11 protein-coding genes are annotated in these 14,981 nt (G+C 75.1%); 2 read left to right on the top strand and 9 right to left on the bottom strand.

Going from position 1 to position 14,981, the window contains the following annotated elements; translation table 11 throughout:
* Positions 1–140 precede the first annotated feature (140 nt).
* The 7 genes from ACWEO5_RS34780 to ACWEO5_RS34810 all read right to left on the bottom strand — a co-directional run bounded on the left by ACWEO5_RS34780 (position 141) and on the right by ACWEO5_RS34810 (position 9,146).
* Positions 141–1,142: a methyltransferase gene (locus tag ACWEO5_RS34780; protein WP_452166109.1), complete on the bottom strand. Its 1,002-nt coding sequence runs from the start codon at positions 1,140–1,142 to the stop codon at positions 141–143.
* Positions 1,143–1,239: 97 nt separating this feature from the next.
* Entirely contained in the window at positions 1,240–3,225 is a 1,986-nt protein-coding gene (locus ACWEO5_RS34785; RefSeq protein ID WP_452166110.1) for an FAD/NAD(P)-binding protein, read from the bottom strand.
* Positions 3,222–4,631, bottom strand: coding sequence for a methylaspartate mutase (locus tag ACWEO5_RS34790; protein ID WP_452166111.1), 1,410 nt, complete (start codon positions 4,629–4,631; stop codon positions 3,222–3,224). The genes ACWEO5_RS34785 and ACWEO5_RS34790 overlap by 4 nt, the downstream gene beginning before the upstream one ends.
* Positions 4,628–5,056: a cobalamin-dependent protein gene (locus tag ACWEO5_RS34795; protein WP_452166112.1), complete on the bottom strand. Its 429-nt coding sequence runs from the start codon at positions 5,054–5,056 to the stop codon at positions 4,628–4,630. Before ACWEO5_RS34795 ends, ACWEO5_RS34790 begins: the two co-directional genes overlap by 4 nt.
* Positions 5,057–5,170: 114 nt before the next feature.
* Complete coding sequence (locus tag ACWEO5_RS34800) at positions 5,171–6,316, bottom strand: fatty acid desaturase (protein WP_452166113.1); 1,146 nt, start codon at positions 6,314–6,316, stop codon at positions 5,171–5,173.
* An 859-nt stretch (positions 6,317–7,175) separates the two neighbouring features.
* Entirely contained in the window at positions 7,176–8,477 is a 1,302-nt protein-coding gene (locus tag ACWEO5_RS34805; protein WP_452166114.1) for a helix-turn-helix domain-containing protein, read from the bottom strand.
* 315 nt (positions 8,478–8,792) lie between these two features.
* Positions 8,793–9,146 carry an ArsR/SmtB family transcription factor gene (locus ACWEO5_RS34810; RefSeq protein ID WP_452166115.1) on the bottom strand — a complete coding sequence of 118 codons (354 nt, stop codon included), beginning with the start codon at positions 9,144–9,146 and terminating at the stop codon, positions 8,793–8,795.
* 257 nt (positions 9,147–9,403) lie between these two features.
* Between ACWEO5_RS34810 and ACWEO5_RS34815 the strand changes: the two genes are divergently transcribed.
* Both ACWEO5_RS34815 and ACWEO5_RS34820 read left to right on the top strand, forming a co-directional pair.
* Positions 9,404–10,783, top strand: coding sequence for an MFS transporter (locus ACWEO5_RS34815; RefSeq protein ID WP_452166116.1), 1,380 nt, complete (start codon positions 9,404–9,406; stop codon positions 10,781–10,783).
* Between the two features lie 147 nt (positions 10,784–10,930).
* Positions 10,931–11,902 carry a quinone oxidoreductase family protein gene (locus ACWEO5_RS34820; RefSeq protein WP_452166117.1) on the top strand — a complete coding sequence of 324 codons (972 nt, stop codon included), beginning with the start codon at positions 10,931–10,933 and terminating at the stop codon, positions 11,900–11,902.
* A gap of 60 nt (positions 11,903–11,962) precedes the next feature.
* Here the strand turns inward: ACWEO5_RS34820 and ACWEO5_RS34825 are convergent, their stop codons facing one another.
* Together ACWEO5_RS34825 and ACWEO5_RS34830 are read right to left on the bottom strand one after the other, a co-directional pair.
* Positions 11,963–12,751 (bottom strand): PP2C family protein-serine/threonine phosphatase, encoded by a 789-nt coding sequence (locus ACWEO5_RS34825; protein ID WP_452166118.1) that lies wholly within the window; start codon positions 12,749–12,751, stop codon positions 11,963–11,965.
* Between the two features lie 403 nt (positions 12,752–13,154).
* On the bottom strand, positions 13,155–14,597 hold the full coding sequence (locus ACWEO5_RS34830) for a SulP family inorganic anion transporter (RefSeq protein WP_452166119.1): 1,443 nt from the start codon (positions 14,595–14,597) through the stop codon (positions 13,155–13,157).
* Positions 14,598–14,981 lie beyond the last annotated feature (384 nt).

Below are 14,981 nucleotides of genomic sequence, written 5' to 3' on the forward strand. Positions count from 1 at the left end.
GCCCGCCCGGGTCGCGACCCGTCCCCCACCGCCGTCGCCCCCCCCCCGCTCCTCCTCCCCCCGCACCCCACCGACGTCACCCCCCGCGGCGCCCCCCGGCGGGGGGCCCCCGGCGGGGCGGCACTGCGCGGCGGACCCGCTCAGCGCGGCTCGGCGACCAGCAGTTGGCTGTCGAGCGGCAGCCCGTGCAGCGCGGTCAGGTCGAACCCCGCCCGCCCCAGCAGCGTGCGGTACTCCTCGGCGGTCCGCTCCGAGCCGCCCGCGATGGCGAGCATGTGGACGTCGAACCAGGCCGCGAGCGAGGGCGAACCGTCCTCGGGGATCACCCGCTCGACGATCAGCAGCGCCCCGTCCGCCGGGACGGCCTCGCGGATCCGCTCCAGGACCCTGACGCACTTCTCGTCGTCCCGGCCGTGCAGGACGCGCGAGAGCAGGTAGACGTCGCCGCCGCCCGGGATCTTCTCGTAGTAGTCGCCGGACTCGTAGCCGATCCGGTCCGCGAACTCCGAGCCGGCCAGTTCGGCCCGGGCCGCGTCCACGACGTGCGGGGTGTCGAACAGCAGACCCGTCAGGCCGGGGTGCGCCTTCAGCACGGTCGTCAGCAGGACGCCGTTGCCGCCCGCGATGTCGACCACCGTCCGGGCCCGGGAGAAGTCGTACAGGCCGGGGATCGGGTCGAAGAAGGAGGAGCTCGCCGCCATCGCCCGGTCGAACCTGGCGGTCGACTCCGGGCTGCGCCCGAAGTAGGGGTACATGGCGGCGCCGTGGACGTGCTCGAAGGCGTTCTCGCCGGTCCGGACGGTGTGCAGCAACTGGCCCCAGCCCGCGTAGAACTCCTCGCCGTAGAGCAGGGCGAGGTCGCGCATCGAGCCGTGCTCCTCGGTGCGCAGGGTCTCCCCCAGCGCGGTGGTGCGGTAGCGGCCGTCCGGGCCGTCCGCCAGCACGTCGAGCTCGACCAGGAAGCGCAGCAGCCGGGCGAGCGAGGGCTCGTGGGTGCCGGTGCGTCCGGCGAGCTCGGCGGCGGACGCGGGGCCGTCCGCCAGGAGGTCGGCCAGGCCCAGGGCCGCCGCGGCGTGCACGGCTTGGGAGGCCCAGTAGCCGATCAGCAGGTCCATCATCCGGCGGGGTGCGGGGTCGGTCATGGCGGGGTCTCCTCGGTGTCCGGGGTTCGGGACGGGACGGGGCGGGGCAGGTGGGGCGGGGCAGGTGGGGACGGGACGGTGCGGGTGCGGGTGCGGGTCAGGCCAGGGCGAGGTCGCGCAGCGCGAGGTTCTCCACCCCGGTCAGCAGGCAGCCGCGGGCGATGGCGTCGCCCTGGATGAGCGTGCGCGAGCCGACGTGGGGCCGGGCGCCGATGGCGGTCACCCACTGCACCGACTCGACCGGCGGCCCGTAGGAGAAGCGGCCCCGGTGGTCCGTGCCGTCGGTGTCGAGCAGCCGGAAGGAGACCTCCGCGACGTCCACCCCGCCGGTGACGTACGGCTCGCCCTGGGCGTCGGGGATGACGTGGGGCCGGGCACCGCCGGTGGTGAGCAGGTGGCGCAGCAGCGGGTCGGTGGTGCGGCGGACGTCCGTGAGTGCCAGGTGGGCCTCCAGCAGGGCGCCGACGGCCAGCGGTTCCTCGTCGACGGCCGGGGAGGAGACCAGGAAGCGCCCGGAGGCCTCGTCCGGCTCGACGGTCATCTCCGGGCCCACCAGGCGGACGGTGCCGGCCTCCACCAGCGCGGCCAGCTCCTCGACGCGGGCGGTCGGGGGGCCGCTGGCGATGTAGTTGTTGAGGCCGCTGAACCAGCGGTCGACGTGGTCCCGGTACGAGCCGCCGCGCAGCCCCTGGTGGGAGATGACCTGGCGGATCTCGTCCCGCAGGTCGCGCATGATCGCGGCGGTGGCCTTGAACGGGCTGCGGGCCGGGCCCGCGGCGGACTGCTCCAGGTCCCAGCGCAGGCGGCCGGCCACCCACTCCTGGTACTCGGCGCGGTCGGCGAAGCGCCGGCCGCGGCTCGGCCGGTCGACCTGGGCCCAGTCCCAGTGCAGGTCCGGGTCCTCGAACCGGTCGGCGATGAGCCCGCGCAGTTCCGGGCTGTCCCACTCGTACCGGCCGTACTCGGCGAGGAAGGCCTCGCGCTCGTCCTCGGGGGCGTCGGCCAGGCGGCTGCGGTAGTAGACGAAGCCGACCTCCTTGGCGACGTACGGCCACAGGTCCTTCCGGAAGTCGAGTTCGCCGCGGCCCGCCGAGCGGCGCAGCCGGGCGATGACCTCGGCGGTGAGGAAGCGCGGCTGGTAGCGGGGGACGACCTCCAGGTGCACCTCGGCACGGGCCAGGTAGGGCACCCCGCGGCCGGACCCGGCGTGGACGAGCGGTTCCCGGCCGGAGGGCTCGTAGCGCAGCCGGCCGTCGGCGTCGCGCCGGAAGCGCCCGCCCCGGCCCTGGGTGAGCAGGGTGACGTAGTCGTAGAAGCTCAGGCCGAGGCCGCGCAGCAGCACCGGTTCGCCGGCCGGGATGTCCGTGAGGTCGCACTCGGCCGGGCTGAGCGGCTCGCGGTAGAGCAGCCCGTGGCGTTCGGCGAAGGACTTCAGCCGCTGCTGGCCGCCGGTGGGCGCGACGTCGAAGTGGCCCTGGGCGAGGACGACCGCGTCGCAGACCAGGGGCTGCTCCTCCCCGTCCAGCCACAGGTCCTGGACGCCGCCGTCCCGGTCGTCGACGGCCGTCGCGCGGGTGGGGTGGAGGTGGACGGAGACCTGGGCCGGCGCGTCGCGGATGATGCGCTCCAGTGCCCAGCGCAGGTAGGCGCCGTTGAAGGCGCGGCTGCCGTAGGACCACGGCAGCATGCCCGCGGCCTCCTCCCGCTCCGCGTCGGTGACGTCGGTGATCCGGCCGTCCGCGACCATCCGGGCGTACTGGTACTGGGTGGGGCCGGGGAGGATCGGGCCCTCGCAGGGGACGGACGGGTCGGTGAAGACGGTCACGTCGGAGGCGACCGTGTTCATCAGGAGCGAGCGGTCCTGGTCGCGGCGCCAGACCCGGCCGCCGCCGGCCGGGTACGGGTCGACCAGGTGCACCTCGACGGGCACCCCGGGCGCGATCAGCGGGGCGTTCGCGCAGAGCCGTTCCAGGGCGACGACACCGCGCGGACCGGCGCCCACGATGCCGACGCGGAGGACGGGCCGGGCGGCGGTCGCGGAGTCGGTGGCCACGGGGCCGGTGGTGACGGGGCGGGTGGTCACGGGGCGGGTTCCTTTCCCGGGGTGACGGGGGACGGTCCGGCGGGTGCGCCCTCGGGCGTCTCGCCGAACAGCAGGGGGAAGTGGTCGATGTCGCGGCGCAGCGCCGCGAACAGGCCAGCGCCCGAGGCGTCGTCCGCGGGGCCGCCGAGGAGCCGGCGGTTGCGTTCGGCGCTGGCGCGGGAGAGCGGGAGGCGTCCGGGCGAGTGGTACCGGACGGCGCCGGACGGGTCGCGCCGCGGGATGACCTCCGACCGGGCGTGCCGACTGGCGCTGAACGGGATGTCCAGCCGGCCCGCGGCGAAGGCGGTGACCACCGCGCTGTCCAGTCTCGGCGCGGACAGCACGGGTTCGACGATCTCCGCGGTCTCGCGCAGGATCCACTCCTGCTCCTCGCCGACGGCGGCCTCGTCGACGGTGACGAAGTCCAGCAGGGGCGAGCCGGCGACGGACGCGAGCCGCAGGCCCGCCGCGTTGGCGGCGGCGTCGGGGATCCCGAACGCCTCCTGGTAGGTCTTGGTGATGAGCTTGGAGGCGCCGCCGAGCCGGGCCGTGAGGGCCCCGTAGAAGATCAGTTCCTCGGCGTGCCCGCGGTCACGGGGGAAGACCCCCATGAACTCGTGCAGCACGGCGTGGACCTCCACCCCCGGGGGCAGGTAGCGGGCGGCCAGCAGCGGGATGCTGCGCAGTGCGGCGACGTCCTGGGCGAGGTGCCCGCCCTGCGGGTAGGAGACGGAGACGCAGCGCACCCCGGCGGCCGCCGCGGCCACCGCCTCCAGCACGCTCACGGCCAGGCTGATCGACGGCGGCACCAGGACGGCGGTGAGGGTGCCGAAGAGTTCGCGGTCCATCACCACGCCCAGCCGGGCGAGTTCGCCGCAGGTGCGGTCGACCTCGGCCCAGGCGGCCAGCGAGTCGGCGAGCGGGACGTCCTTGGAGTAGGGCAGGTTGTAGGAGATCCCGCCGCCCTCGAAGGAGGTGACGCCGGAGGCCACCGCGGTGGCGAAGAGCTCGCGCGGGTCGGGCGAGCCGTGCCGGATCTCCAGCGGGACGGCGACCAGTTCGTTGAGCTCCCGGCCGCGCTGCCAGCCGTGGGTGACCAGGGGGTAGCCGTTGAGCGTGCGGTGGTCGGTGCGCAGCGCCCGTTCGGCGCTCTCGAAGCGGCGCAGCCTGGTGTGCGAGTCGATGGTCAGGGTGAGCAGGTCGGGCGCGCCCTCCCGTTCCAGTTCCTGCAGCAGGGCGGCCATCTCGCGGTGCCCGCCGACGCCGCAGCGGGGCTGGAGGGCCGGTCGGCCGCTGGTCCGGGCCCGGGCCAGCACCTCGGCGGCGGTGGGTTTGCCGCTCCGCGTGATGTACGCCGCCGATTCCTCCAGCGTCGGCGTGGCGGCGGCCACCGGCAGACCGCTCACCGGCGGGTGGCGACCGGGGTGCGGCCGGTGGCCCCGTCCGCCCCGGAGTGCAGGGCGTCGAGGACCGGGACGAGATCGGCGGCGGCGGACAGCACCCGGTCGACGCCCAGCGCGTAGAGGCGTTCCGTCGAGGCCGCGTCCTTGGCGCTGCCGACGGAGAGGTTGCCGCCGACGAGGACCGGGCAGGGGATGCGGCCGGAGCGCTTGGCCTCGGCGAGGTCGTGGAGGTCCTCGTGGATCTGGCCGTTGAGGCTGCCGATGAGGACCGCCTCCGCCTGCGGGTGGCGGGCGCAGGCGTCCGCGAACTCGGCGACCGGGGTGCAGGTTCCGAGGTTGACGACGGTGAAGCCGTCGGCGCGCAGGCCGTGGGCGATCAGGTGGTTGGCGACGGCGTGGCTGTCGCTGGCCGCGACACCGAGGATCACCAGACGGCCTTCCCGTTCGGGCGCACCGTTCGGACGGTCAGGCATGGGCATGTCAAAAACTGCCTTTCAGGAGGTCTGCGGGACGGGACGGCTGGCGGGGCGGGCGGCGGGGTCTCAGTCGTCGAAGGCCGCGAAGAGCTCGCGCTTGCTGACCGAGCCGATCCGGGCGACGTCGAACTCTTCGGGGTCGGCCGCCGAGAGCGAGTCGAACACCCGGTTGACGGCGGCGGTGAACCCCCACTCGGCGGTGTACGCGGGCCAGCCCCGGTGGCCGTCGACGAGGTCCTGCTGCCGGGCGAAGACGTAGTCGAACCACTGCTTGCCGGCCGGATGACGGTGGTGGTAGTCGTGGACCACGGTGTCCCCGGTGAGCACCAGGTAGCGGACCGGGAGGTGGACCAGGAGCATGCGCAGCGTCCACCGCGTCCACCCGGCGGCAGCGGCGGCCGCGGGCAGGCCGCGGGGCGGCGCCGGCTCACCGATGAAGATCGCGTTGGTCAGGCCGGCGAAGTAGTCGCGGCCCCGGCGGACGGTGGTGCCGGGCTCGGGGAAGGTGTGCTTGACGCACAGCCGGAGGGTGTTGCTGACCTGGAAGAAGAGGAAGGTCGGCACGGCCCACACCACCAGGGCGGCCGGCCAGAATCCGCCCACCACGGCCACGGCCCCTCCCCCGCCGTACAGCGTGAGGGCGATGACCCGCTCCGCGGTCGCGGCGTTGTGCCAGAAGGAGCGGATCCGGGCGATCCCGAAGGCCAGGTGGAAGCGGGGCGAGAGGCACTTCAGCAGCACCCGGCGCCACATCAGGCGGCGGGGCATGCCGGGGTGCAGGTCGAGGCTGATCAGGAAGGCCTGGACGGTGGGGTCCCGCAGCGTCATGTGGTGCACGGCGTGGTGGTCGGCGACGTGCTCGCGGCTGTAGCGCTCGAAGTTCTGGATCACGAGGAGCGCGGAGACCGCGTACCCGATCGCGGCGTCCAGCCTGCGGCGCCCGTACATGTTCCGGTGCGAGCACTGGTGGTAGATCATCATCCGGAGGTTGCGCTGGCCGTGCAGCGTGACCGCCCAGCCGGGCACCAGCAGGAGCAGGAACGGGCCGCCCAGGGCGAACGCCGCCCCGGAGAGCACGACCCCGGCCAGGACGGAGAGCACGGCGGTGGCCAGGTGGAAGCCCGGCGACAGGGAGACGGGCCGCTGGCCGGCCAGCGGCCGTCCGGTCAGGAAGGTGAGCGGCAGCTGCACCGGGCGGGGCAGCCGCCGCATGCTCTCGCGGACCGGGTCGGCGGCGGGGTCCGCGGGCGCGTCCGCAAGGACGTCCGCGGCGGCGTGCGCGGTTGCCTGGGACGGGTCCGGCCCGGGGGCGGACTGCGACGGAACGGACTGCGACGGGACGGGCTGCGGCGGGACGGGCTGTAACGACGTGCCTGCGCCGCGCACGGTCTGGGACTGCGGCGCTGTGTTGCCGGGGCTCATGGCGGACGTGCCTTTCTGCGATGCGGCAGCGCGGTGCACCGCCCGTCCCCGCCGCGCCCGCGGACTCCGCCGGACCCGTGCGGGCATGGCGGAGCGGGGCGTGGCGAGGCGTGCCGGGGCGGGCGTGCGGGGGCGCGGCGGTGGCCGGCTGCTGACGAGGGCGAGCACGAGTCGGTGCGGACGACGGGATGACATGACCGGATGACATGACGGGCTGACACGACGGGCTGACACGGCTTGAGAACCGAGCCGAAGGACACGGTGAGGAGGCCCGGCGGCGGCCGATCGTGCCGGGCTTGCTCGGAGCTGCCCTGAGAACGGCCTGCGTACGGCCGGTACCGGACGGCGGGTGGCGCGGCGCCATAGCGGCGCATCCCTGGCGTGTCACTCGCCGTCAATGCGGAATCACGCTAACCACGACTGTCAGATCAAGTCAAGCGGAGTCTGAATGGCAGTCAGAGGCATGGTCGCTATGGTCAGTCAGCTCGCGAATGAGTTAGGCTCGCAAGAACTGGTGAACGAACCTGACACGGCGTCAGAAAGGACCGGCCGACCCGCTGCGGTCCGGCCCGACAGGTCCGGTGCTGTCCCCACGTCCTGTGGGAGGAAAGGGAGTCACGGTGAAAACGGCACGACGTCGGTGCTGCGCTCAGGCCGGATCCAGGGCAGCGGCCAGCGCCTTCCACGCCTCCGTCGCGAGGTCCAGGTACCCGGCGTCCTCCGCCTCCACGGCGACCGCGCGCAGCGCCGTCCGGCCCTCCGCCTCGGCTCCCAACGCCAGCAGGCACCGGCTCCTCAACAACCCTGCGCGCAGCCGGTCATGAAAGGTCAGCAGGCCCGTCCGCTGCGCCTCGGCGACGTACGACAGTGCGCTGTCGTACGCGCCCTCGGCCCAGCACAGCCAGGCCCGGAGGAAGAACAGGACGGCCGTCTGACCAGGGCTCCCGACCAGGTCGACCGCGCGCTGGGCCTGCTCGATCAGCGCCCCCACGCCGTCGGTGCGGCCGCTGCGCAGCCGGAGCGCCCCGGCCGCCGTGCGCAGCCGCGCCCAGCCGGCGAGGTCGTCGCGGCTGTCCAGACTGGCCAGCGACCGGTCCATCAGCCGGTCGCTCTCCTCCGTGCGCCCTTCGCGGCCGCGCACACCGGCGCAGGTCCAGTAGGCCTGGGCCGCCAGTCTGGGCGCCACCTCGTCCGCGAGGAGGAGCAGTTCGGGGATCCGCCCGGCCGCCCGGTAGAGCAGGCCGGCCTCCGCCTCCGCCGCGGCCAGGGCCATCAGGGCCCGCACCCGTTCCGCGGCGGGTGCCCGGTGCGAGAGGCCGACGGCCCGCTCGCCGTTCTCCAGTGCCGCGGCGAGACGGCCGATCGTCCGTTCGCCGACCGAGAGTTCGGCCAGCAGCCCGGCGCGGGCGGTGTCCACCCCCGGACCGGCCCACGCGGCACTGCACTCCGCCAGGGTGCGCAGCACCTCCACCCGCGCGACGGGGCGGCCCTCGGTCCCGTACGCCTCGGCCAGCAGCCACAGCAGGTGCCAGCCCCAGCCGAAGGGCACTCCGTCGACCAGGTCGGCCACCGGTTCGAGCAGGTCGACCACCCGGCGGCCGTCACCGTCCCGCAGGGCGGCAGCCGCCTCGGCCAGCAGCGGACCCCGCGCGGGGACCGGCGCCTCCCCGCCGCACCGGCCGGCGGCGCAGGGCATGGCGAGGGCGGTCCGCCCCGCGGCGGCCGCCGACGGCTCGGGCTGCTCGGGCGGCTCGGGTGCGAGCAGCGCGGCCAGCGACACGCCGAGGGTGGTGGCGAGGTAGCTGAGTGTCTGCGCCGAGGGGAGGCGGTTCCCCATCTCCAGGCGTGAGATGTAGCTCGCCGACACCGGGCCGCCGGCCAACTCCGTCTGCTTGATGCCCCGTTCCAGGCGCAGCTGCCTCAGCCGCCGGCCGAACGCGGGCTGGTCCACGACCGTCATCGTACGCCGATCACCTCCCGGTAGGAGCGAACCACTGATGTCACCGTTCCCGGCCACCCTCACCACTCACACCCCGGACCCTTCCGGTCAGGGGCCGGTGGCCGACCGGGCCGGATCCCCACCGGTACCGGCCGGATCGCCGCAGCAGCCCTCCCCCGCGGGCCCGGCCGTGCCCGGCCGGGCGGCCACCGGCGATCTGGAGTGGCCCTAGAGCACGCCGCGGTCGGGGGCCGGTCCTGTCCCCGCCCTCGTCCCGCCCGGCTCTGACAAAACTATGACAGTGATTGTCAATCGGCAATGACGTCGTCAACGGGCACCGACCGGAGCGCCCGTCCCGACGGTGGACGCGCTGGCCCGGACCTCCCCGGACTCCTCCGGCCCGCCGGGCCCCGCCGGGCCACTGGAGTGGGTGGAGCCGGTGCAGTTCGCGCACTCCGCGAGGACGAGCGCGAGCAGGCCGGGGAAGGCCGCGTCGAACTCGGCCCGGCGCAGCCGGTTGAAGCGGCGGGCTCCGGAGTCCCGCTGTTCGACCAGTCCGCTCTGCCGGAGCACGGTGAAGTGGTGGCTGCGGGTCGCCTTGCTGACGCCGAGTTCGAAGGTGCCGCAGGCCCGGCTCCATTCGGGACTGCCCGCGAGTTCGCGCACGATCGCGCGGCGCACCGGGTCGGCGAGCGCCTGCAGGGCCTCCTGCAGGGGGACGTCCGCCGGTTCGGCGTGGCTGAGCCTGCGCGACCGCAGCGACCCGCACTCCCCCGAACCGTGGAGGGGCCCGGTATCACCCTTGAGAGCACCGGCACTTGACGGATCGTCAAGGATGCGACTTTGATGCACTGTGATCGACCTCCGTCGAACACTATAGACCGCGCAGGCCGTCGGCGTGCGGGGTCGGCGAATTCGGACTGGACGTGGAACGTCGGATGGGTGAAGCAATCGGAACGGCCGGGCGCACTGCCCCGATCGACCGCGACGGCCGGGCGGTGGGCGGTGCCGCGCTGGGCTCGGTCTGTCTCGGCTTCTTCATGGTCCTGCTCGATGGAAGTGCCCTCAACGTCGCCCTGCCGAGCCTGAGTTCGGAGTTCGGCGGCTCCCTGGCGCAACTGGAGTGGACGGTCAACGCGTACACCGTCGCGATGGCGGCCTGCCTGCTCGGCGGCGGCGCGCTGGCCGACCGGGTGGGGGCCAGGCGACTGTTCCTGGTGTCGCTGCTGTTCTTCGTCGGCGCCTCCGCGGCCTGCGCGGCGAGCCCGGGCATGGGCGCCCTGATCGCGGCCCGCGCGGTCCAGGGCGTGGCGGCGGGCGGGCTGCTGCCCGCGTCCCTCGCCGTCATCGCCCAGATGTACGCCGAACCCGCCGCGCGCGCCAGGGCGTTCACCGTCTGGGGCGGGATCAGCTCGCTCGCCCTGGTGGTCGGCCCGGTGGCCGGCGGCGCGCTCACCGCCGCGGTCGGCTGGCGGGCGATCTTCCTGATCAACGTCCCGATCGGGCTGCTGTCCGCACTGGCCTGCCGTCGCTGGGTGCCCGTGTCACCGGTCCGCCGGACGCCGCTCGACCTGTTGGGGCAGTCGGCGACCGCCGCCCTGGTGGGCTGCGGCGTCGGCGCCCTGATCGAGGCCGGGGCCGCGGGCTGGACGGCCCCGGCGACGATCGCCCTGTGTGCGGCCACCCCGGTCGCCGCGCTCGGTTTCGTCGCGGCGGCGCGGGTCTCCCCCCATCCCGTCCTGCCGCCGGAGACGTTCCGGCGGCCCGGTTTCGCCGCCGCGCTCGCGGTCGGTGCGCTCTACCAGTTCGGCGCCTACGGTGGGCAGTTCGCCATCTCGTTGCACCTGCAACGGAGCTGGGGGCTCGACGCGTTCCGGGCCGGGCTCGCGTTCGTCCCGTTCGCGGCGTGCTGGAGCCTCGCCTCTTTCGTCCTCGCCCGGGCGGTGCACCGGACCGGGCTGCGACCGCTGCTGGCGACCGGGGCCGCCACCGCGGCGGCCGGCTCCCTCGCCCTGCTGCCGCTGGGGGCGACGCCGGACTGGCGGGTGTTCACCGCGGGCAGCTGCCTGCTCGGGCTCGGCGCGGGCCTGATGGGCCCCTCCCTGCCGACGGTCGCCCTCCGGGCCCTGCCCGCCGAGCGGTCCGGACTCGCCTCCGGCTCGCTCAACGCCTTCCGGCAGATCGGCGGTGCGGTGGCGGTCGGGCTCTTCGGCCCGATGCTGGTCGGGGCGCGGGCCGACGGCCTGCGGACCTGCCTGGGGCTGGTGACGGTGGGCTTCCTCGCCGTCACCTGGGTGATCCTGCGGAGCGTGCGGTGAGCGCCGTGGAGTGACGGGCCCGGGCCGGCGGCACGCGGGCGGACGACGCACAGGCAGGACGGGTGCGGTGCAGGCGTCGCCGCACCCGGACCGCAGTCACGGGGCGCCCGGTCGGGCGGATCCGACGGAACGAGGAGGACGAAGAAGATGCGCGCAGTCGTGGTGGAACGACCCGGCGGGCCCGAAGTGCTCGTCATCGCCGAGCGGCCGGACCCGGTACCGGGTCCGGGTGAGGTCGTGGTCCGGACCGGGGCGATCGGGGTCAACTTCAAGGACGTCTACGAGCGGGAGGGCCGGACGGCGGCGGTCGCACCGTTCGTCCCCGGCTGCGAGGGCGCCGGTACGGTCGTCGCGGCGGGCCCCGGGGTGTCCGCACCGGCCGTCGGCGACCGGGTGGCCTGGTGGGCCTCGCCCGGCAGTTACGCCGAGCTCGTCACCGTCCGGGCGGACGCCGCCGTGCCGGTGCCGGACGACGTCACGGACGCCGACGCGGCCTCGGTCCTGCTCCAGGGCCTCACCGCGCACTACCTCGTCACCTCCACCTGGCCTGCGCGCAAGGGCGCGACCGCGCTGGTGCACGCCGCGGCCGGCGGCGTGGGCAGGCACCTGTCCCGGCTGCTCGCCGATTCGGGGGTGCGGGTGATCGGCACGGTCTCGTCGGCCGAGAAGGCGGAGACGGCCGCGGCGGCCGGCGTGACGGAGGTGGTGGTCCGCGAGAACGGCGAATTCGCCACCAGGGTCCGCGAGTTGACCGACGGCCGGGGCGTCGACGTGGTGTTCGACAGCATCGGCCGGGACACCTTCGAGGCCGGTCTCGGCATCCTGGCCCGGCGTGGCACCTTCGTCCTGGTCGGGGCGGCCTCGGGGCCCGCCCCTGCGCTCGACCCGCAGTCGCTCGCCGCCCGGGGCTCGGTCTTCCTCACCCGGCCCACCCTGGTCGACCACGCCACCGAACCCGAGGAGTTGCGCGCACGGGCGGCGGAGGTGTTCGACTGGCTGCGGGAGGGGAGGATCCGGCTCTCCGTCAGCAACACCTACCCGCTGGCGGAGGCCGCCGGGGCCCATGCGGACCTCCAGTCCGGCCGCACCACCGGCAAGTTGCTGCTCCGGCCGTCCTGAGCCGCTCCCGGTCCGGCCGGGCAGGACCGAGGCCGCCGGGCCGGCCGGCCGGGTCCTCGGTCAGTCCTCGATCCGCACCAGGGCGAGGGTGACGTTGTCCGGGCCGCCGGCCCGGATCGCGGCCCGCCACAGGTCGACCAGGGCGCGCTGGTCGTCGCCCTGCGGGTCGCCGTCGGCCTCGGCCGCCGCCTCGGTGAGCAGGGCGGCGAGCTCCTCGGGGGCGACCGGGTCGGTGAGGCCGTCGGTGCACAGCAGGTAGCGGGCGCCGGGCTCGACGGGCAGCCGGACGAGGTGGGGCCGGAGGTCCGCCGGGGCGGTGGGGCCGCCGAGGGTGCTGGTGACCAGGTGGCTGGTGCGCCGGCCGGGGGCGGGCGGCGGGCTGTCGTCGGTGCTGAGCTGGCGCAGCCCGAGGCCCTCGCCCCGGTCCGGGGTGATCTCGTGGACCTGGCTGTCCCCGATGTTGAACACCAGGACGTGGTCGGCGCCGAACACCGCCCCGGCCACCGTGGTGGCCATCCCGGCCAGCCCGGGGTCGGCCTCCCCCGCCGCGTGCAGGACGGCGTGGCAGGCCCGCAACTCGTCGGTGACGTCCTGTTCGGCGCGCAACCGCGGCCCGGCGGCGGCCAGGTGGCGGGCGGTCAGCGCGGAGGCCACGTCCCCGGCGGGGTGGCCGCCGAGACCGTCGGCGACCGCGACCACCACCGGGGTGTCGCCGAGCGGGAACACCAGGGACTGCGGGCTGTCGGTGGAGGTGGCGCACAGCGTCCACGGGCCCAGGACCAGACTGTCCTCGTTGTGCTCCCTGACCACTCCGTCATGGCTGAGCGCGCTGACGACGACGTACGGCACTCCACGGCCCCTTCACCGACCCCCGGACGACTCCTGACCGCACGATTCTCCCCCTCGCCCCGGACCGCCCCGCGGCAGGGGCGCCGGTTCGGCCACCGGGGGCCGGGCAGCTCGCCGGGCGGCCGGTCCGGGTCGGCGAGCGGCGCGGGCAGCAGCGGCCGCCGGGGCGGCCCCGCGGCCGCCCGGAACCGACGCTGCGAACGAGCACCGCCAGCGGCTCGGGAGAGCACCATCAGGGGCTCGGGGAACGGCGAGGCCCGGTCTGCTGACGGTGCACTGCCGGAGCGCGCATCGGCTTCCGGTTCCGTTCACCACCCGCAGCAGTACGGACACCCCGATGGGCTCCGGCCGTCAGCAGCACCGACCCGCCGTTCCCCGGGCCCCTGAACACCCGCGCTGGCGGTCAGGTGGTGAGGGTGAGCGGCGGTTCCCAGGTGACGGCGGTCTCGTCGTGCGCGGTGTGGCGGTTGGCCCAGGTGAGCAGGGCGGTGCGGCAGGCGTGGTCGAGGTGGCGCAGGTCGGTCCAGTCGAGTTCGACGGGGCGGCCGGTGGGGAGGGATTCCAGGGTGTCGAGGAGTCGGGGGAGGCGCAGGAAGGTCGCGTTGCCGCTCAGTCGGATCCGCAGGGGCGTGCCGGGGCCGGTGTCGGTGAGGTCGATGTGCAGGTGGGAGGTCTGCCAGGCGCTCTTGGCGACCGCGAGGGCGACGCCGATCAGGACGCCCTCGAAGAGCGTGGTCAGGACGATCGCGGCGGTGGTGACGACCAGGACCAGCAGTTCCCCCCGGTGCTCGCGCCAGAGCGCGACCACCTGGGGCAGCGGGACCAGTTTGGCCCCGGCGTGGATGAGGACGCCGCCGAGGACGGCGAGCGGGATCAGGCCGAGGGCGGCGGGGATCAGCGCGGCGAACAGCAGCAGCCACAGGCCGTGCAGCACCCGGGAGGTCTTGGTGCGGGCCCCGGCCTGGACGTTGGCGGCGCTGCGGACGATCACGGCGGTCATCGGGAGGGCGCCGAGCAGGCCGCACAGCGTGTTGCCGATGCCCTGGGCGGTGAGTTCGCGGTCGTAGTCGGTGCGCGGCCCGTGGTGCATCCGGTCGACGGCGGCGGCGCTGAACAGGCTCTCCGCGGAGGCGATCAGGGCGAAGGCCAGGACGGTGCCGAGGCCCGCGGCGCCGGTGACCGCGGCCAGGGCGTCGCGGGTGGGCGGGGAGAGCGAGTCCAGCAGGCCGTCCACCTCGACCCGGGGCACGTCGAGGTGGAACAGGGCGGTGGCCGCGGCGGCCAGGGCGACGGCGGCCAGCGGGGCGGGGACGGCGCGGACCGGGGCGGGGAGCTTCTTCCACACCGTCAGCAGGACGATCGTCGCGGCGGCCATCAGCAGCGCGGTGCCGGCCGCCCGGCCGGTGAACCAGTCGCCGACCAGCGCGGGCAGGTGGACGATCTTCCCGCCGCCGCTCCGGGGCGCGGGCCGCCCGGAGACGGCGTACAGCTGGCCGAGGATCAGGATCAGGCCGATGCCCGCCAGCATGCCGTGCACGACGGACAGCGAGATCGCCCGGAACCAGCGGCCGGTGCGCAGCAGGCCCATGGCGATCTGGAGGAGTCCGGCGGCGAGCACCAGCACGCCGAGCGCGGCGGGGCCGAAGCGGTGGACGGCGTCGGCGACGAGGACGGTCAGGCCGGCCGCGGGGCCGCTGACCTGGAGGCTGCTGCCGGGCAGCAGGCCGACCACCAGGCCGCCGACGATGCCGGTGACCAGTCCGCGTTCGGCGGACACGCCGGAGGCGACGGCGACGCCGACGCACAGCGGGACGGCGACCAGGAAGACCACCAGCGAGGCGGGCACGTCCTGGCGCCAGTGGGCGAGGGCACCGCGTAAGGCGGTGGCGCGGTCGAACTCGGGGCCGGGCTCGGGGTTGAGGTTCACAGCGCGCGGGCCTTCCGGTGCGGGAGGGCGGGGGCGTGGTGGTGCACGGGCGTTCGCATCGGGTCTCCTTCCGCCCGGCGTCGGCCGGGACGGGGGCTGCTGGTTCCGGGCAGCGGAGCGGACTGACGGGACGTCGGGAGCCTGGCCTCGGCGGGTTCCGGGCACGTCGCTTCCGGGCGTGCCGGGGCACGGCCGGTCGCCGTCAGTGCGCGGGCCGACTCAGCAGCGGAAGACCTGGAGGCGCGCGAGCGCGGCCGGTCTGGACCCGGTGGGCGCGGGGCCCGCGGGCACGGGGGCGGGCGG

The organism is Kitasatospora sp. NPDC004272 (assembly GCF_053603035.1).

Bases quoted from the DNA above. Each gene is read 5' to 3' on its own strand.
- ACWEO5_RS34820 (WP_452166117.1), top strand. From the start codon at position 10,931: ATGCGCGCAGTCGTGGTGGAACGACCCGGCGGGCCCGAAGTGCTCGTC.
- ACWEO5_RS34780 (WP_452166109.1), bottom strand. From the start codon at position 1,142: ATGACCGACCCCGCACCCCGCCGGATGATGGACCTGCTGATCGGCTAC.
- ACWEO5_RS34815 (WP_452166116.1), top strand. From the start codon at position 9,404: ATGGGTGAAGCAATCGGAACGGCCGGGCGCACTGCCCCGATCGACCGC.
- ACWEO5_RS34800 (WP_452166113.1), bottom strand. From the start codon at position 6,316: ATGCGGCGGCTGCCCCGCCCGGTGCAGCTGCCGCTCACCTTCCTGACC.